Raw genomic sequence first — 20,186 nt, 5'->3', positions numbered from 1 at the left:
CCTTTTTAAAGGTTGTGTATTTCATTTTCCAAGAAGCCCTTATGCAGCCAGGAATTTAATGAGGAACACCAATAAAATGCTGACCACAAGACCAAAGAAGACTTTGCCAAGGTCAGAAAGAATCATCCTAAAGACCTCCCGGGAGAACTTCTTGTCCAACTGATAGCGGATGGCGATTTCCCGGCCGGCCAGCAAACCGATAAACACCCAGGTCGTACTCATGGGGATGTTGCTCAGCTCCTTGAAGAAATACAATACCACGCCGTAAGTCGCATCAATGATGGTGGCCGAACGGATGTCTACGGTATTGGTCTTGGCTTTTACGATTTTCTGGATGGCACCGCCTTTACTGTAAAAAATGTAGGCCAGCAGCACCAGCAGTATGGTTAAGGAAATCGCCAGCGTCGTAGCGCTCGTAGACCGGGGCAGGTATACATATATATTGGCAAAATCCTGAATCAGCCACTGCGACCAGAGAAAGCCGGTCGAAAGCCATTGCAGGGGCACCCAGATGCGGCGGTCGGCATCTGTGGGCCGGGTTTCGATAAAGCGGCGCTCTATCGTTTTGGTAATCAGCAGGTAGATGATAATGGCTACCGTGAAGGCAACAACATAACCCAGTAGCGACTTCACCGTCATATCCACCAGGTTCTTCTCATTGAAGAAAGTGAGGATAAGGAAAGAGGTACTCACCGGAATACCCGTTCGGGTTAGCGACATCAGCACCAAAGGCGGCAGCAGGTAGTACCAGGCAAAAGGTTGCGGCAAAGGGTACTTTTCCAGTCGGCCGTAGGAAACGTCGCCACCATAATTCATCCAGCCGTATATCAAGGTGGCGGACAGAATGCTCCCGGCAAAAAGCCAGAGGACGAACCAGGAGCGCTCCTCATTGGAAGAAAGGAAGGTACCGAGCGTTTGAATACTGTCGTTGCCTACCACAGAATAACCAGCGAGGATAAAACCCGCCCACATAAAAATCAGGGATGGATCCATGTGTTGTTTGCTTATAATATAGTGAGCGACAAAATTAGCGACTACACCTGCGGGCAGTGTTAAGCTAAGGTTAAGTTTAAATTTTATCCGCCCCTTATTAGGCATTGCTGAAATGTCCTGACTAAAAACAGCCTATCCTGCTGGCTACGCACCCAAAAACAAGTTAATCATTAATTAACACCCTTTTAATCTTCGGTTATCAACTGGCCCCGACATTTGCGGCAGATTACACTTACACAAAAAAACTTTTGTTTATGAACTTTCGACTGTTAGCCATGCTTTTCGCTGTGTCCGCGCTGGTTTTCACTGCCTGCGACGATGATGGCGACTCCATGTTTTCTTCTGTAAACGTAACTGCGCCTTCTGGCGTTCAGGCTGTGAACAACGGCGAGACTGGTCTTTCTATGACTTTTGATGTCTCTTTCGATTCTGAGCTTACTGCAAGCTACGAAGCTGTTGGTTCTGGTGTTACTGTTACAAACCCAAACGGTGATGTAACTGGTTCCTCAATAACCATCAACTACGACGCGGGTACCACTGGTGGTGCTGCTTCAATTACTGTAACGGTTACAGACTCTGAAGGAGACTCTGACGAGGCTACAGCGGTTATTAACATCGCTGAGGATCCAAACACCATTATCCTTCGTGAAAACATCACCGAAGACGCAACCTGGACTTCTGACAAGACCTGGGTTCTTGGCGGCCGTATTACAGTTGAGGCTGGTGCCACACTGACGATTCAGCCTGGTACTGTCATTAAGGGTGAAGCGGGTACTGGTGCTAACGCAACTGCACTCCTGATTGCTCGTAATGCAACCCTGTTAGCTGAAGGTACTGCTAACGCTCCAATTATCTTCACTTCTGTAGCTGACGAGATTACTCCGGAAAGAGTAGCTTCAGGCGACTTTACCAGCCCTAACCTCGATCCTGATATCAATGGTCTGTGGGGTGGTGTTATCGTACTGGGTAACGCTACTATCTCTGCTTCGAATGATAATGACGACGATGTAAGCGAAGTACAGATCGAGGGTATTCCTGCAACGGACACTAACGGTCTGTACGGCGGTACTGACGACAGCGACAATTCCGGCGTTATTTCTCACATCTCTATCCGCCACGGTGGTTCAAACATCGGTGCAGGTAACGAAATTAATGGTCTGACCCTAGGCGGTGTTGGTTCAAGCACCATAATCAACAACGTTGAGGTAGTAGCTAATCAGGACGATGGCATCGAGTGGTTCGGTGGTACCGTTAGCGTTGATGATGTAGTTGTTTGGAACGCCGGTGACGATGCCATCGATACAGATCAGTCCTGGGGTGGTACACTTGACAACTTCTTCGTTGTAACTCCTGTTGGTAGCTGCTTCGAGTTGGATGGTCCTGAAGGTTCTTACGTAGCTCGTCAGACTATTCAGAATGGTACTATTGTACCAGGCCTCTTCGAGACTAACGATGACGGTGAACTCGAGCTGGTAGCCGGAGCGACTGGCCTACTGATCGACACGGACACCAACACACCACTTGACATGTCAAACGTCCACTTTGTAGGCCCATTCGTTGATGGACAGGACGTAACTGACGATGAGTTGGATAACACTACTTTCAACAACATCACATTCGATGTTGACCCTGCTAATCTGGTAGACCTGATGGAAGCAGGTATGGTACCTGCAGGTATCTCCGCAGGTGGTTCTCCGGTTGCTGACAAATCTAACCTGGGTTGGACTTGGGCAGCACAAGTGGGTGGACTGGACGGTCTCTAAACCACAGTTGACAAACCACATTGTATTGACTTAATTGATCTCCATCATTTTTGATAAGTGATACCTGAAAAGATTCATGGCCTCCCCGGCTGTGAATCTTTTCACTTTACAATGCCCTAAATAATAATAAGCACATGAGGCAGATTTTAACTATCCTATTCGTACTGACTGTTTATCTTGTGACCGCCCAAACAGGCACCATTCGCGGCACCGTAATTGAAGATGAGAGCGGCTTCACCGTGATCGGAGCAAACGTATTGGTTAAAGATACTGACCGGGGTACCGTTACCGATCTGGACGGTGAGTTTTCCATCTCAATTGCACCTGGCACTTATTCCGTGCAGATTTCCTACATCGGTTTTCAGACCCTGACAATTGCTGACGTCGAAGTAGTGGCTGGTGAGGTTAACGCCCTGGGTGAGATCCGCCTGGGCGATGACACCCAACAACTACAGGAGGTCGTCGTCACTGGCAAAGCCATCCGAACAACGGAGGCGGCTCTGATGACCATCAAAAAGAAAGCCCCTGCCATGCTGGACGGTATCTCCTCGGCACGCATGCAGCTAACGGGCGATGCGACAGCAGTAGAAGCAGCCAAGCGCGTGACCGGAGTTTCCATTGAAGGTGGCAAGTACGTTTACGTCCGTGGCCTGGGTGACCGCTATTCCAAGACAACACTCAACGGTGTGGACATCCCGGGACTGGACCCCGACCGGAATACCATTCAAATGGATATCTTCCCCACCAACCTGATTGACAACCTGGTTGTCAGCAAAAACTTCACGGCTGATATGCCGGCCGACTTTACGGGAGGTTTGCTCAACATCGAAACCAAAGACTTCCCGGAAGAGCGGATTCTCTCTGCCTCTGTAAGCCTCGGGTATAATCCACAGATGAACCTCACTAACGATTTTCTGACCTACGATGGTGGAGATACTGATTTCCTTGGTTTCGACGATGGAGCCCGGGCGTTGCCTGTCGGTGCAGATGCGGAACGGATCCCAACCCCAATTAGTGGAAATACCGATAGAGAAGTAGGGGATTTTATTCGCAGTTTTAACCCGGAGTTGGGCGCCAATCGCGAAACCAGCTTACTTGACTATAGTGCAAGCTTTTCAATTGGCAATCAATTTGATTTAAACAACCAACGAGAGGGTAAGCTGGGCTATATCTTTTCACTCTCCTATCGCAACGACTATACCTATTACGATGATGTATTCTACGGAGAATATCAGCGGGTGGCAGACCCGGCAGATTATGAGTTGATATACGCCAATGATCAGTTCGGACAGCTTGGAGAACAGAACATTCTTATCGGGGGGCTTGCTGGTTTAGCTTACAAAACAAAGTTATCGAAATACCGATTTACAGCTATGCGCCTTCAAAACGGTGAAAATCGCGCCGGTAAGTTCACAATTGACAACAATGGTGATGCTGTAGGCCAGTCTGGTTATATTGCCCTGTCAGACAACCTGGAATATAATCAGCGCTCCCTGAGCAACTTCTTGCTCAATGGAACACACGTCCTTGGCGAGAGTGGCTGGGAAATTGACTGGCGGGGCTCTATGACCATTTCCTCTTCAGATGACCCCGATATCCGCAAAACAGCATTTACCGTTTCTCCTGTAGATACTAACTTTGTAGCAGGTGCCGGTGGAAACCCATCCCGAATCTGGCGTTATCTTGATGAAACTAATACCGTTGGGAGGCTGGACATTACAAAGAATTACACCTTCCGAGGCGAAAATGCAAAGCTAAAGTTCGGTGGTAGTCATACCTTCAAAGAGCGGGACTACGAAATCCTCTTCTACGATATTCAGTTCTTTGGCGGCAGCACCTCTTTTGATCCAATCCCCAATGACGTGCTTGTTGACGAGAACATATTCCCTACTGGTAATATCTACTATCAGTCGGGTAATAATACCCCCAACCCCAACGAGTACAACTCGACCGTTAACAATACTGCATTTTACGTCTCCAACGAAGCCGATCTGCTCCCTAACCTCAAAACTATATTTGGAGTTCGGGCAGAGAACTTCGTACAGCGCCATACTGGCCGCGACCAGCGTTTCGCAAGTGGAGACCCCGGAGGAAACAACCTTGAGAATGAGGCCGTACTGGACGACTTAGACTTTTTCCCCTCTGTCAATCTGATCTACAGTTTGCAGAAGGAACAAAACCTGCGTGCCGCTTACTCCCGTACCATTGCCCGTCCTTCATTTAAGGAGCTATCTTTTGCGCAAATCATTGACCCGGTAACTAACCGTATCTTTAACGGAAGTTTATTTAGCATCCAGGACTGGGATGGCAATCTGGTAGCGACCCGCATTGATAACATCGACCTGCGCTGGGAGCTGTTTATGGAGGGTGGACAAATCTTCTCCATCAGTGGTTTCTACAAGCGATTCGATCAGCCCATCGAACTGGTGCGGCTGCCTCAAGCCGCTACCAGTGCAGAATTTCAGCCCCGTAACGTGGGTAACGGGCAGCTCTTCGGATTGGAATTTGAAGTGCGCAAAAAGCTGAACTTCATCTCTCCTGCGCTGGAGAACTTCTCATTCAGCGGTAATGTCACCGTGGTGGAATCTCAGATTGACATGACCAATGCAGAGTTTAACAACCGTCAGTTGTTTGAGCGCGAAGGGCAAACCATCGAGAACACCCGTCAAATGGCCGGGCAGGCTCCTTATGTAATTAACGCTGGAATCACTTATGGCAACCTTGAGAAAGGAATCGATGCAGGCCTGTTTTACAATGTAAAAGGCGAGACCCTCGAAATTGTAGGAACTGGTCTTTATCCGGATGTTTTCTTCCAGCCTTTCCACAGCCTGAACTTCAGCTTTAACAAAAAGCTGGGCGCAGAGCAGAATACGACCCTCGACTTTGGCATCAACAATATTCTGAATGACAAGGTGGAGAGCTTCTATCAGTCCTTCGAGGCGACACCGCAGGTGTTCAACCGGGTGAATCCGGGCGTTTCCGTAAGCGTAGGTATCAGCCACAACTTCTAATTGTAACTATTTACCTAACAGTCTCCCATACTTTTTTAGTTAAATGCCGAGCGGCATGTTCCCACACCGGGAGCATGCCGCTTCTCTTTCTTGGTGTCAGGCGTTTTCGTATTTGGGCCTGAGGTTGTTGTACAGTTCCATCACCTGTGCCCGCCGTTGCAGCAGAGCTTCCAGTTGTTTTTCCGGAACGATTTTCAGGCGTTGGTGCTGCCGGTACTCGTCCCGGTATTCGAGATAGTATAATGCGAAATGGCCGGACAACAGAAGCCCTGCATACACGAGGGGCAGCCATTGCCACTGCGTGGCCAGAGTTGCTACCACCACGGCTATCGTCGTAACCAGGTATACCCCAAGGCTCACAGCCCAGCGTACCGGCATGATAAATTCATGGGTTTTCACCCGTGTCTCCGAAATGTGTTTGCCCGGCAGGGTCAGGGGCTTGTTGAAAGCATAACCCAGTAAGAAAATGGGGAAGCCCAGCCACAGCGGCCAGGCGGAGGGAGGTTGCTTGCGCTGCATTAGTGTACGGTCTTCCAAACCAAATTGCCCCAGGTGTTCCATATAGTCCGCTACTGCTTCCCGCAATTCAGGCAGGGCAGCCGGGTCTGATGCATTGACTTTTTCAGCGACACCCTTTTCCATCTCAAAACGGGCAGGATCTATAGAAAAAATGGGAAAGCGGGGTTCCACAAAAGTACTCCGGTGCATTTGCAGCAGGCCTTCCACCAGCTCATCATGCTCAGGGTTTTCCACATGAACCAGGCAGTCCTCCAGGGCAGGGCGGACGGCATTGGTGAGGTCCATGATGGCTTTATTGGCATTATGTACGTAATCCTCCAGGTAGTCCTTAGCCTTTACAGGCTCGCCGATTTCAATCATTACCTCCGACCGCGGCCGCTCTGCATAGGTAAAGTTCACGCCACCCGGCACGATGTACACCTCCTCCAGATCATAAGCCTCAATCGCCCCGAAAGCCATGCGGGCAGTCCCTTTCTTGAGCGGTCGCAGCCGCTTGACCTGAATGGTGCTCCCTTCGATGAGGATCATGACAGTACGGTTATCGTGCAGGGCGCCGAAAACGGACTGGAACGTCTCATAGTTGTTCTTCAATTTGCTGTAACCTCCGTCCTTACGGCGGTAAATAGGCAGCATATTGAGGCTGCGCAGCAGGGTGTCGAAAATCTTTTTCTGAAACAGGTTGCCGCGTACCAGAAAAAAGAGCGGGCGGTCCAGAAAACAAGCCATCAGACAGGGCTCAATAAAAGCAGTAGGATGATTGGAAGCCAGGAAAACCGGCTTATCCCGGGGCATACGCTCCGCGTTGGAGACATAAATTTTTCGATAAAAGGCTTTTAGCCCCAAACGGGCAATCGGCCGCACGAACGAGTACAACATGTAAGCTCTCCATTGGTGAATGAGGGGTAAAGTTAACGATATTTCAAAAGCCTGCAGTAGGTATTGGCCAACCGCTCCTGAGAAAAGCCCATCCGGTACATATTGAATACGATTAAATTGGCGAGCTGCACCCGCATGTAGTTGTTTTCTTCGTACTTGCGCGCAGAGATCAGCGTAGCCTTGGGCATAATTTTGAACGGATGCTTTTCGCGTACCCGTTGCATGAAATCGTACTCCTCCATGATTTGATAATCCTCCCGGTAACCGCCAAAGGCTTCAAAGACAGAGCGGTCCACATAGATCGACTGATCGCCGCCCCGGCACCACATAAAATCAAAGCGCGTGAAGTAGGCATTGATTTTTAAAAGCCGGTGATCCGTATCGTAAACCGATTGGTAAGACCCAATAGGGTAGCCTTCTGATCTGGCCGCCGCAATATCATCCAGGTAAGTAGCCGGGGGCAGGGTGTCCGCATGTACAAAATAGAGGACCTCTCCCCTACTCTGCCCCGCCCCGTAGTTCATTTGCCGGGACCGCCCTTTCTCAGGAGCGGCTAGTACAGTTGCACCGGCTGCAGCGGCAATAGCTGCGGTACCGTCTGTGCTGCCGGCATCAACGACCAGCAAGTCTGCCAGGCGTTGGTCGGCATTTTCACACAGATGAGTGACTACCTTTACGATTTCCTCCGCTTCATTCAGTACGGGAATAATGATGCTTACCGTCATAGTCTCTTTTTAAAAGGCTTCCCCCACCGTGAGGTAAAAGCCACTGCTGCCTGCTGCAAAACCATAGTCGAGGCGCACGTGTACCTGCTCCGCTTCCAGCAGCAAAAACCGCAGCCCCAGCCCGGCTGTCCATCGGGTATTTTGCAGCTAAAAACCAGACACTTCACCAGCCACGTTACCCAGTCCTCCAAAAACGGCACCCTTAAGCCGCCAGAATAGCGGAAAGCGGTAACCGCCCTGCAATATTGCCATTTGCCGGTCGCGGTAACGCCCTTCGTAGTAGCCCCTCATACGCCGGGTGCCGCCCATGAGGGCTAAATGGGTAAAGGGAGGCGCTCCGGTATTGAACTCCAGATAGGCATTAAGCGCAAAGACGGCATCCTCACCTGTAGCCCAGTACTTTCGGGCATCCAAAGCAAATTTGGTAAAATCAAACCGGCTCCCGGTGCGGGAACCGCTGTTGATGGCACCAAGTTCAAAATAATGCCCGGCTGTGGGGTAAAAAACGTTATTCCGCTGGTCCAGCAGCACAAAACCACCCGCAGCGGAAAGCAATCCGCCCGATTGGCCTACGGTTGACGCTCCGGCCAGCAAGCCTCCCGGCTCCAGCCCGCCTACCTGCATATCATCCAGCCAGTAGCGAAAGCCAGCGTACCAGTCGCCCCAAAATTTACGCGCCGCATTGAGGCGTACTCTTGGGAAACTCAGGTCAAATAGCTCGCCCTCGTAATCTTCAAACCCGTTGCCAATACCATAATAGAAATAGGTGTACCGGTAATAGCCCAGTTCCCCATAGATATTATAGGTCTCGTCTTTGGCGAAGATTTGAAACGGCAGGTACGATAAGATCTGATTTTCCAGCGTATACGCTCCGCCCAGTTGCAGTTGCGAAGGCCGGCTGTCCGGCGCCTCTCCCGGTAGCCTAAAGGTATAAATCCCGGCTGCCCCAAAGCCCCAGCTCGTTTCCGGGGTGAGGAAGACAATGGGCAGGGCCACCAAACGGGAATCGGATTGCTGCGTAGTGTCCTCCTGAGCTTGCGCAGGCAGCAGGTATGCCCCCAGGCAAAGCATTGTGAATACGGCTGTCTTCATACGGACAAGATACGAAGTTTGGTAGGGGTGTGGATGTGCCTGGCTAAGAGACCTTGTCAGAATGTATTTGTTACTTCATCAAAATCAGCGCTTCATCCCCCAACAACAGCCTGAACAGGCAGCGTCTGACCCTGTGAAATTTACGTTAAGCCAACCACAACAACTTTCCGGGCTGTCCCGTGCCCGTACACAAGCGTATTATTCCATATGCTCCGTGCCCATACGGGCAGGTTATTCCGTGGTGCCCACCCCAGCCTGAGTGTGTTGCGGATAGAGGACCACTGAACACACAGAATACACGGACGATGTTTCCTGCCCCCCAATGCGCCACAATAATGCCGCCTTCCGTGTCTTCCGTGCCCATACGGGCGGGTATTCCGTGGTGCCATGGTTGGAAAGGCAGGTTATACCGTGGTCTATAAAATAAAACTCAAAGCTTCACCCCCAACTGATAAGCCCCAACAAACAAATCCTCCAGGTATGCTTCGCCCTGATTGGTCAGAATAATGACGCCGGTTTTTGCAGAACGGTTAAAGCCCATGATGGTGGCCACACCCTGTTCGCCTCCGTCGTGCCCCCAAAGGGCATCAGGTTTGTACAATTCAAAGAGGTGCAGCCCGACCTCATCGTCTATCTCGGCGATCTGAGGGGTCATCATAGCTTGTGCAGTGGCGGGCTTCAGCAGGCTGACGCCCGCGAGCTGCCCATCGCTGGCAATCGCAGCGGCGATCTTGTGAAGATCTCTTGCGGTAGTCCGGAGCCCGCCGTTGGGGTAATCGGCATTGGTGTAATGAGCGATAGGTTCGTTCTGCCCACCGATATCATCGTAGGGAGTGACAATCCGCCCTAAGATTTCGTCCAGCCGCCAGGAAGTGTGCGACAGCTGCAAAGGGCTGAAAATTGCTGCCTTGCAATAGTCGTTGAAATCGAGCCCCGAAATTTCTTCCACCAATACACCGATCAGGGCGCTACCAATATTGCTGTATTCATAATCGGTGCCCGGTTCGAAGTCATAAAAGTTTTCATCGGCATCGTAAAACTGCCCACCCTGCGACAGGTAATTTTCGATAAAGAAAGACAAAGATACTGGCGGGTCCTCACCATAATAATACTGCTCGTCCATAACAGAGTCGTTATCGGCTATGCCGGAGGTATGCGTAAGCAGCATCCGGAATGTGATGGATTGAGTATAACCCGGCACATTGACTTCGAAAGGGAGGTAGTCGTTGACCGGGTCGTCGAGTTCAAAAGCGTCTTCATCATACAGCTGCAGGAGGGCGGTTGCTGTAACGACCTTGGAAATGGAAGCCGTCAGGAACAGATGGTCCGGTTGTAAAGCAACCTCTTGTTCGAGGTTCGAAAAACCAGCATACTTCTCATATAGAACCTCTTCTCCCCTGAAAATCAGCACCGCAGCTGCCGGGATGTTCTGCTCGTCCATTTCCGCTTCCAGGAAGGCTTCGAAATCCTCGATGCTGTTGATTTCTATGGCTTCTTCACGGCAGCCTACCGTGAGAAGCAGGAGTAAAAGAGCGGGAATTATGCCTAATTTTTTCATTAAACAGGGTTTGATTGAATAGCAGAACGAAAAAAATAATAGCTATGGTGCCTATTGCGCTCCATCAAAGCCATAAAATTCCCAGCCCCCTGTAACCAATCCCCACTCCTGCATTATGAAGGCAACGAACCAAAATTTAGGGACAGGTTTTTCCGATGTTCCTAATTTATTGGATGCCCCGGGGCTCTTTAAAACCCAATTGGACCATTAGCCTGACTGTAAGCGCCAGGCTTTCGGAAAAAATGTATGATAGATGCTATCGAATTTGCAATTAAGCCGTTCTTTTGCAAAAACCATTCCTATGAGTGCGCCCAAGCGGACGGTCTCAGAAGCAGACATGCAGGAAGAGTGGCTTGAAGTGCAGGCTGCTCAAAAGGATCCCGCTATGTTCAGGCCCCTCTATGAGCGCTACCACGAGCCCATCTATATCTACATTTTTCGCCGGACTACGGATGAGATGCTGACGGCAGACCTTTGCTCACAGGTGTTCCTCAAAGCTATGCAGAAAATCCACCGCTACGAATATCAGGGTGTACCTTTCTCGGCATGGCTGTACCGGATTGCCAGCAATGAAATCGCCCAGCATTTTCGCAAAGCAAACAAAACAAGGGTAGTCACTATCGAGGATGCACCCCTTTCGCACCTGTCCGAAGAAATTGGCAGGGAAATACCGGAAGACTTTACGCCCCTGCTTGTTCAGGCACTGGACTCGCTGAAGGAAGAGGATCTCCAAATTATTGAATTGCGTTTCTTCGAGGAGCGCCCATATAAGGAAGTTGGCGAAATATTGGGAATTACGGAAAACTACGCCAAAGTGAAGACTTTCCGGATTCTGAACCGTATAAAGAAAAATCTGGGCGAATGATGTATCCCCTGACTACAAAACCGAGCAGAAATGCAGTGCCTGGACATTATGCCTGTTGGACGCCCCTGACCGGGCTGCAAAACCAGCAACTATGAGTAAAAATTACAATTTCAAATTCAACCCGGATCTGCCTTCCAAATCAGACATCGACAAGCACCGCGACTTCGATGCGCTGTTGGGGCAGTACCACGCTGCAGAACGGGCACAACGAACGGCAAAAGTCCGAAAGCTTGTCATTCGGAGCCTGAGTGCCGCTGCCGCTGTAGCTTTGCTTGCGATCGGGGTCCGGGCAGTCTTTTTCTCTGGTGAAACAGCACCTCCAATAAGCAATACAGCTTTCCTGGCGGAGCAGCCGTTCATCGATCAGCCCATAGAATCTCTTGCCGCACCGGCTTTCGCCAATTTCCGTGTGAATACCGCCAAAGGTGGCGTTTATGAGTACCCCAGCGGGTCAAAATTGGTTGTCCCGGCCGCAGCCTTCGCTAATGATTACGGACAGCTCATTGGGGGAGAGGTGGACGTGTTCTACCGCGAGATGCATGACTATGTGGACTTTTTTACTTCGGGCATCCCCATGCGCTACGATTCTGCCGGCAATGCCTATCAGCTGGAATCTTCCGGCATGATTGAACTTTACGCCGAGCAGGATGGGCAACGGGTTCAGCTGGCGGTAGGTAAGAAAATTGATATCGAACTCGCTTCTGAAATCCTGATCCGGGCAGATCAGCTCAACGCCCCGCCCCGCTACAACGTATATTTCCTGGACACCCTGATCAATCAATGGCGCTATCAGGATGTCAATCAGCTGCAATTAATGGCTAACGGGCAGACGATGACGAACGATCCTTATCAAAAGGAAAAAAATACCCTGCTTAGCGAATTACAGGCCATCGAAGCCCGTAAGGAGAAGCGGTTGTCTGCACTCGAAGGCAGTATTCCCTCTCTGGTGAAGCCCCTGCGCCCTGTACAGGCAAGCGGCGACCGGCCTACCTTGGAGCTCAACTTCCTGGATGGCTCCGTACAGGTGGAAGATTCCCGGAACGGACAGGTACAAAGTGAGCTGGCGCAATTACAACAAATGTATCAAAATGTCATCTGGCAAATTTCGGATGACAGCCCGGCTTATGATTCCAGAGCCTTTGCTGTGGAATGGGAGTCCGTTAGCATTCGCCCCATCAACAACCTGGACTACGAGCTGACACTGATTCATCCGAAAAACCAGGTTACCCTGATCGTCAGCCCGGTCCTCATGGGTGAGGATTACCAAAATGCCCTTAACCGGTACAGTCAGGAGCTAACCACCTACCAAAAAACAATGACAGAACGCGAAGCCCGGCTAAGCGAAGAAAGGGAAGCTATCATTGAAACGGCTGAGCAGGAAAAGCAAGCCGCCATTGCCAGCTATGATGAAACGATTGCCGGGGAAGAAAGTGCCCGGGACCTGCAACATTTGGTACGCAGCAAGGTGATGAATCGTTTCAAGGCAGACAAGCTAGGCGTTTGGAACTGCGCCCGCCCTGTGCCGGTCTCCATTCAGCCCCTTAAAGCAAAGTACAAGGACCAATACGGCAATACTTACCAAAAGGAAAAAATGTACCTGGTAGATAAAAGCAAAAACACTATTTACCAGTTCTACTCGGGCAGTGAGGTGGTGGAAGGCCTCAACCAGAACGCCGATAACCTGATTTGGGTGGTTACGCCCGATAATGAAATAGCGGTACTCCGGTCCGCTCAGCTCCGCCGCATCAATCAGAAGCCAGGAAAGCCTGCAACCCTTGAGATGGAAGTACTTGGGCAGCCTGCTGATGCACACGAAGCACGGGAGATGTTACAGTTTTAGTGCAAATTTCAAAGCGTTTGCCAAGATCATTTACTCCGCCATTTCGCCAAACAAGCCCACTTCACGCTCGCCCGGGCGGGCATACCCACGATACATGCCGGGGGTGTTAAATGGCATCGTAATGTTGCCGTTTTTGTCGATGGCAATAAGCCCCCCGGCACCGCCCGCCTCCTTGAGTTTTTCATGGATGATATGCTGTCCTGCCGCTTCCAGGCTCATGCCCTTGTAGGCCATTAGTGCCGTCATATCGTGCCCAACGGCGTACCGGATGAAATACTCTCCGTGCCCGGTACAGGACACCCCACAGGTTGCATTATCCGCGTAAGTGCCGGCACCGATCACCGGGACATCCCCGAAACGGCCGTAGCGTTTATTGGTCATCCCTCCGGTGGAGGTGCCCGCCGTGATGTTGCCATCTTTATCCAGTGCCACACAGCCCACCGTACCGTATTTGTAATCCACATGCAGCAAAGCGCCACTTTTTTGATCCTCCTTTGCCCGGGCGCGCTCAAGGGCTTCCCACCGGCTTTCGGTATAGAAATAATCCGCAGCGACCGTATCCAGCCCCTGCTCAATGGCAAAGGTTTCTGCGCCCGCCCCCGTCAGGAGTACGTGCCTGGAATGCTCCAGTACCGCGCGCGCTGCCCGGATGGGGTTGCGCACGTGGTGTAATCCACCCACGGCACCTGCGTTCCGGGTAGCCCCATCCATGATGGAAGCGTCAAGTTCGTTTTGCCCATCGCTGGTGAAAACCGCTCCTTTTCCGGCATTGAACAGGGGAGAATCTTCCAGATAGATGATGGTTTGCTCCACCGCGTCCCGGCTGCTGCCTCCGGCGTTGAGGATATCTTCCCCAATCGTCAGGGCGGTATTCAGGGCTTCCCGGTAAGCAGCTTCCTGTTCTCCGGTGATGTTTTCCGGCAGGATTGTCCCTGCCCCACCGTGGATGACGATGGCGTAAGCTGGCTTTTCAGTAACAGCGGCCGTCTCTGAATCCGATGTGGGGTTCTTAGAGCAAAAAGCGGCGCTCAGGGCCATTAGGATGATTAGAATGCGGTTCATAACTCACTTTTTTAACGAATAAGGGTCGTATGCCCCTTGAAGACTTCCGTAAGCCCATCTGCATATTCCACTTCCACCACCCACAGGTAGACGCCCGGCTGTGCCAGCGCCCCACGGTAATCGCCATCCCAGCCTTCCGCCGGCTGATTGGGCTGTATATCCTTTCGCTCAAAGATCAACTCGCCCCAGCGGTCGAAAATGCGGAACGTCAGAATGTCTACTTCGATATCTTCGCGCGCCAGCACGCTGAGTATGTCGTTATTGCCATCGCCATTGGGCGTAAAGCCGGTTGGCAGCTCAACGGGGCGGAACTTTTTGGCGTATAGCGTCATAATATCTTCTCCGGCACACCCGGCAATATCGGTGACAATTACTTGTATGCTCCGCTGAAACTCGACGGTAGCCAGAGGCGCACTGCAGCGGAAGCAGCTCAGTACAGAGGAATCCTTAGGGAACCACTCAAAGCCAAAGGGCGACAACCCTCCGGTAATCTCCGGATTGATCCGAACGGTATCCCCGTAGTTGATAGATTGGGTACCTCCAAGGTCTACGATGATTTCATCCGGCTCACCTACAACGGCATCTTCTGCAAAGAAGCGGCAGCCATTAGCATCAGTGACCTGCACATCATAAGTACCGGGGTCCAGCCCAATGAAAGTGGAATTCCCGGAGAAAAAGGCACCGCCATCAATAGAATAGCGGTAAGTAGGCGTTCCACCAGCGGCCGCAATTTCAATACGACCGTCCCTGTCGCCAAAACAACTCACATCCAGCCCTTCTACTGTGGCGGTTAATGCCGTATCGGGCTGTTCAATGACTATGGTCTCCGTTTGGGTGCAGTTGGCGGCATCTGTGATGGATACCGTATATGCACCCGCAGCCACACCGGTGATCAGAGAGTCCGTCCCTCCGTTTGACCAGAGATAGGTATAAGGGGGTAGTCCACCGGATACATTAATGGAGGCACCACCGCTACGCTCGCCGAAACACTCCACTTCCGTCATCCCGCTAGACAGGCTGATTGGGCTGGATTCTGCTACGGCTACATCTAAAGTAGCGACACAGTTATTGGCATCCCGAACGGTTGCGGTGTAGGTACCCAAGCCAAGATTGTCAATATTCAGGCCCGTTGCGCCGTTGCTCCAGGTAGTGGTGTAAGGTGGGGTGCCGCCGGTAACGGTCAGGGCAATTTGCCCGTCTTCGCCACCTGAGCAGGTTACCCGGTCAACATCAGCAGTAATGACAATCGCCGAAGGTTGGGCGACAGTGATAGAAGCCGTCACTTCACAACCCAAGCCGTCCGTAAGCGTCAGGCCGTAAACCCCGCTTTCCAGCCCCGTTTGGTCAGGCTGTGCGGGCAGCCCGTTGCTCCAGCTGTACGTGTAGTTGCCATCGCCCCCACTTGGGGTAATGGTGATCGAACCATCTGCAGCGCCATTGCAGGAAGTCTGAGCCGTTGTAAAATCCAGGCCCAACTCTGGAATACCATCCACATAAGCCGTATCGACGATCGTACAATCATTGGCATCGGAAACGGTGACCATGTACATGCCTTCATCCAATCCCTGAGCCACCGGTACAGTCTGACCATTGCTCCATTCATACTCATAGCCAGGGGTTCCTCCCCCTACGACTACCGTGGCAGAACCATCGGGTTCCGGCAAACAGGTAGCCATTGTCGAATTGGTGGAAGAACTTAGTGCCTCAGGGTCTTGCAGAGTCACGGAGTCTGTTAAGGTACACCCATTGGCATCCGTGAGGGTGAGGGTGTAGGTTCCCGCCAACAAGTTTGAAGCCGTAGCCGTGCTTTGCTGATCGCTCCAGGCAAAGGTGTAGCCCCCTGCTCCTCCTTCCGGAGTTACAGTGATGCTACCTGTAGGCGTACCCTGACAAAGCGGGTCATTGGGCGCAAAGGATAAGGCCAGTTCAGTGGCTTCGGCAACAACGACTGTATCCAATGCCGTACACCCGTTCGCATCTGTCACCGTCACCTCAATGGGTCCCGACAGCAGCCCCGTGGCAATGGAATCCTGTTGCCCATCTGCCCAAAGGTAAGTATAGGGCCCGGTGCCTCCTGCCGGCGTCACCGTTGCCGTGCCTGAAGCATCGCCGTTGCACTGCGTGGGGGTCGTCTCCGTAACGTTAAGCAATTCTTCAGGCTGGGTAACCGAAATACTATCCGCTACCGTGCAGTTATTGTCATCGCTAATAGTCAGGAAATAGGTACCGCTGCTCAGGCCAGAGCGGTCTTCCGGGCCAGCCCCAATATCACTCCAGTTGTATACCAGCGTACCCGTACCACCGGAAGCCGTTACCTCCACGCCGCCGTCCGACAAGCCAGCGCAACTGGCTGGAAAAGGCAGCAGTTCATAAGCAATGCTGTCGGGCTCACCAATACTTATAGAATCGGTAACAAGGCAGCCGTTAGCATCGGTTAGCTCCAGGGTGTAAGTGCCGGCCGGCACCTCTGCGATGATGGAATCCGTACCGATAAGCGCCCCATCGTTTCGCCACAGGTAGCTGTATCCGGCTGTGCCCCCGGTGGGAGCTACAACAGCACGCCCGCTGAGGCTGTCCGCACATAACGCATCTGTACCTGATAATTGCAGGTTTAGCGGTGTGGGTTCCTCTATTTCAAAGGGTACCGAAAGCGTACATCCATTGGCATCCTGAATATTCGCAGCATAGCTACCGGCAGGGATCTCAGTCACCACTGAGCTATCCGAAACCGCCACCAACCCACCGTCGTAGGCAACTTGATACGGCAGGGTGCCGCCGGTAAGCTCAAGGCTGACCACACCCGAGGAATCGCCGGCACAACTGATATCTGTAACCATTGCGGTGGCCAGAAGGCTGTCTGGCTCCGGGACCGCAAGGGTGTCCAAAGCCACACAACCCGTCACATCTGTAATGGCCACCGGGTAATCGCCGGCAGATAAGCCCGTTTGCAGGGAGTCCGTGCCCAGCCCTTCCCAGTCGAAACTGTAGGGGCCATTGGGCGCTGGAAGTTCCAGTGCAATAGCGCCATCAGCAGCATCTTTGCAGCTAACCGGCGTGATTTGCCCGATGATTTCCAGCGGTGCAGGTTCGGTGACCGTTATACTTAGAGTGGTACCGCAATTAGCGCCATCCACTACTGCTACCTGATAGGTCCCGGCAGCTAAGCCATTGAAGATACCGGTCGTGTTTTCCACCCCATTCAGTGCAAACTGATACGGGCCGACGGTGCCGGAAGCGCTCACTTCAACGCCTCCGTCGCTGCCCCCGTTACAGGTGATGGGCGTAGTATCCAAAAGCGTGACATTTGGAGGCACACAATCCAACGTCTGACAGGTGATGGTCCTTGAAAAACCGGGGCATTCGCCCACTCCGCGCACCTCAATAGTTACATTGGTCAAAAAGCCCAGGTTGCTGACCGTATGATCGGTAGTGCCATTGGAAGGCATCCAGGGCCCGCCATTCACATTGACTTCGTATCCGCCGGTAGCACCGGCCACTTCTTCCCAGTCTACTGTGACACTGCTGCCTGTAACATTCGCACAGTTCAATGCCGGCGCCTCAGGCCCTTCAATAACTTCAACCGTAATCGTATCTGATGTGGTACAGCCGTAGGAATCGGTGGCATTCAGAATGTAGGTGGTGGTCGTATCCGGTGTGGCGATCGGATTGGGGCAGTCCGCACAACTCAGCCCGGCGGCAGGCTGCCATTCGTAGGCAATCTCGTAGACCGGATTGAAAGTGATGGTCCAGCTGTGCAGCGTACCACCCGCACTTGGTGTATCGTCAATCATCAGTAGCTGCCAGGTGCCATTGGAATTCTTATCGTCCCCGTAGAGGTCAGACCAAACGCCCTCCGGCGCCCAGCTGCCGGTGAATGGCAAATCGCTGACCGGCAGGGTATTGATGTTGGTGGTAGCCTCCGGCGTAAAGCACATATCAATGAAAAAGTCCTGCCCCAGGGCATTCCCACCATCTGCGCCCACATCTGTCGCCAGCTCCATAAACTGATCGTTGGGCCCAATAAGGAAAAAGTCCATATCATCAATCCAGCGGTGGTTGAAGCTATCAATACAAACCGATTGGATGACCCCCGGGCCAAGCGTGGGCGGGATGACCCCGATGGCCGTCACCGGAGAGAACAACTGCACATTTGGCGGATTGGCCGGAATACTAACGGGGGAGGTACTGGTAAAGGAAGGCGGAGGCGGCAAAGGCACTGGCAGCTCGCCCATCAGTTCCAGGCTATCGCCCAGGCACAACTGCACATCCGGGCCTAAATCAGCAGGTATCAGCGGGTTTTCGCGTATGAGAATAGGTATGGTATCGCGGTTGCAGGGGTCCCGCTGCACGTCGATCAGGATGGTCTCTTCCCCCTCATCGATGCCATCTTCAAAGGCAATAATCGGGATACTGATAGCACTGTCGCCGGCAGGAATGAACAGATCGGAAGGGATAAAGGCATAGTCCACGCCATTCTCAGCCGTGCCCAGAATCTGGTAGTCGATCGGATAATCCGATTCCACCGGGCCAGGGAGGCTAAAGGTCAGCAAACCTTCCGCACAACCCTCCGCCACCGATCCGTCCAGGCTAACGGTCGCGGCTTCAACATTCAGGGAGCCCGTACCGAAGCTCTTGGCCTCAAGGAAAACGCCAGAGTCGAACGCTCCGTCGCTCACATCCGCAATCACCAGCTTGATGGTATAGGTGCTGCATGGCTGTACCACCGCTTCAGCCGTAAAAACATTGGAGAAACCATCGAAGACCGGTTGGTTATTGGAGTTGTCGTTGTCGTTGTAAAATTCGGAATAGTCCAGGCTGCCCTCCGGAGGCGTACAGTTGCCAATGCTACCATTCGACCCTACTGTACCGGAATTGAGGTTGTTAATCGTCACCGGCAGGTCAGTACCGGGCAGGAGGGCAATATTTTCTGCATTATTGGTAAAAGGGCCGTTGATGCCTGGCCCGCTGATGAAAAACCCGAAGACATCATTGAAGTTAGAGCAGGCATACTCCGGGTATTCCTCGGAGCCAAAGATGTAGTTGAAGCGCAGCGTATCCGATATCGGAATAAAAGTGATGATGTAGCGCACCAGGTCATTCACCTCTACCCCACCGGTGATGGCCAGCAGATCAGGGTCCGCAAGATTCGTGCCCATATTGGAATTGGAGAAGTCATCTCCCACCTGATCCACCCCCGTCCCTGCATTAGAAGCCGCAAAACCAGTAGACATAACGATGCCCCGGTCGATACCGATTTCGTCCTGTGCCTGATTGAAAAAGCCCACGGACTGAGGGTTGCCGTTGAATTGTATATCCAGCACTTCCACACCTTCGCCCAGGAAGACATTCGAGATGAGATTTTGAGGCGTAAAGGGGGCGCCGGTAGCGACGCTCATATCCTGTCCAAAAGCGGTAAGGCAAAAAATCAGGAAAGCCGATGCGCTCAGTAGTTTTCTGGTAATGGTGCTCATAGTATGCGGTATAACACTTTTAAAAGCCTGCCGGGCCGGGTGATTCATAAGTTGTAGTCTCAGTCAAAATAAAGCAAAAATGGCAGCGTGGGCATTCCTAAGAATGAGTTTCCCCTTTTCCGCCACTCATCAAAACAGAAATGCACTGCAATGATCTTTGGCAATATTTTTCAAAAATAAGGTGTTTGCGCCAAAATGAAGTGTTCCGCCCTCATCAATTCGCCGGAGGGTTCTGAATTTGACATTTTACTCTATATTTTGACGCTGTTAATCTAAAAAGTACGGCATTCTTTCCAAATGCCAGGTATTTTCGGACGTTGTTAAGAACACTCACCCGTAAAACGACTGTTATACCTCCTGTAAAACCGGGCTGTTCTGTTGAGTACGGAACGGCTTTTGGCAAGCTTTGGG

General features: G+C 51.9%; 11 protein-coding genes. 4 read left to right on the top strand and 7 right to left on the bottom strand.

Annotation, left to right across the window (positions count from 1 at the left end; genetic code table 11):
• Positions 1–39 precede the first annotated feature (39 nt).
• A complete protein-coding gene (locus IX84_RS18005) occupies positions 40–993 on the bottom strand; it encodes a hypothetical protein (RefSeq protein ID WP_044223771.1) in 954 nt (317 codons plus the stop codon).
• 254 nt (positions 994–1,247) lie between these two features.
• Between IX84_RS18005 and IX84_RS18000 the strand changes: the two genes are divergently transcribed.
• Entirely contained in the window at positions 1,248–2,756 is a 1,509-nt protein-coding gene (locus IX84_RS18000; RefSeq protein ID WP_044223769.1) for an autotransporter outer membrane beta-barrel domain-containing protein, read from the top strand.
• Positions 2,757–2,890: 134 nt separating this feature from the next.
• A complete protein-coding gene (locus IX84_RS17995) occupies positions 2,891–5,767 on the top strand; it encodes a TonB-dependent receptor (protein WP_044223768.1) in 2,877 nt (958 codons plus the stop codon).
• A gap of 96 nt (positions 5,768–5,863) precedes the next feature.
• Here the strand turns inward: IX84_RS17995 and IX84_RS17990 are convergent, their stop codons facing one another.
• The 4 genes from IX84_RS17990 to IX84_RS17975 form a co-directional block, all read right to left on the bottom strand.
• A complete protein-coding gene (locus IX84_RS17990) occupies positions 5,864–7,162 on the bottom strand; it encodes a 1-acyl-sn-glycerol-3-phosphate acyltransferase (RefSeq protein WP_081968825.1) in 1,299 nt (432 codons plus the stop codon).
• A gap of 32 nt (positions 7,163–7,194) precedes the next feature.
• On the bottom strand, positions 7,195–7,887 hold the full coding sequence (locus IX84_RS17985; RefSeq protein ID WP_044223764.1) for a TIGR04283 family arsenosugar biosynthesis glycosyltransferase: 693 nt from the start codon (positions 7,885–7,887) through the stop codon (positions 7,195–7,197).
• Between the two features lie 147 nt (positions 7,888–8,034).
• Positions 8,035–8,979, bottom strand: a complete 945-nt coding sequence (locus IX84_RS17980; RefSeq protein WP_052516163.1) for a BamA/TamA family outer membrane protein — start codon at positions 8,977–8,979, stop codon at positions 8,035–8,037.
• A gap of 430 nt (positions 8,980–9,409) precedes the next feature.
• Positions 9,410–10,537, bottom strand: coding sequence for a serine hydrolase domain-containing protein (locus IX84_RS17975; RefSeq protein WP_044223762.1), 1,128 nt, complete (start codon positions 10,535–10,537; stop codon positions 9,410–9,412).
• A 301-nt stretch (positions 10,538–10,838) separates the two neighbouring features.
• Here IX84_RS17975 and IX84_RS17970 point away from each other — a divergent pair, with 301 nt between their 5' ends.
• Together IX84_RS17970 and IX84_RS17965 are read left to right on the top strand one after the other, a co-directional pair.
• Complete coding sequence (locus IX84_RS17970) at positions 10,839–11,402, top strand: RNA polymerase sigma factor (protein ID WP_044223759.1); 564 nt, start codon at positions 10,839–10,841, stop codon at positions 11,400–11,402.
• 91 nt (positions 11,403–11,493) lie between these two features.
• The gene (locus IX84_RS17965) at positions 11,494–13,242 is read left to right on the top strand and encodes a hypothetical protein (protein WP_044223757.1); all 1,749 of its coding nucleotides are present in this window, start codon (positions 11,494–11,496) and stop codon (positions 13,240–13,242) included.
• A gap of 30 nt (positions 13,243–13,272) precedes the next feature.
• Here IX84_RS17965 and IX84_RS17960 read toward each other — a convergent pair whose 3' ends face one another.
• Positions 13,273–14,304: an isoaspartyl peptidase/L-asparaginase family protein gene (locus tag IX84_RS17960; protein WP_044223754.1), complete on the bottom strand. Its 1,032-nt coding sequence runs from the start codon at positions 14,302–14,304 to the stop codon at positions 13,273–13,275.
• Between the two features lie 11 nt (positions 14,305–14,315).
• On the bottom strand, positions 14,316–19,775 hold the full coding sequence (locus IX84_RS17955) for a T9SS C-terminal target domain-containing protein (RefSeq protein WP_044223752.1): 5,460 nt from the start codon (positions 19,773–19,775) through the stop codon (positions 14,316–14,318).
• Positions 19,776–20,186: the final 411 nt, after the last annotated feature.

Source organism: Phaeodactylibacter xiamenensis, assembly GCF_000759025.1.
Taxonomy (GTDB): Bacteria; Bacteroidota; Bacteroidia; order Chitinophagales; family Saprospiraceae; genus Phaeodactylibacter; species Phaeodactylibacter xiamenensis.
This window is presented reverse-complemented; position numbering and strand designations above follow the sequence as displayed.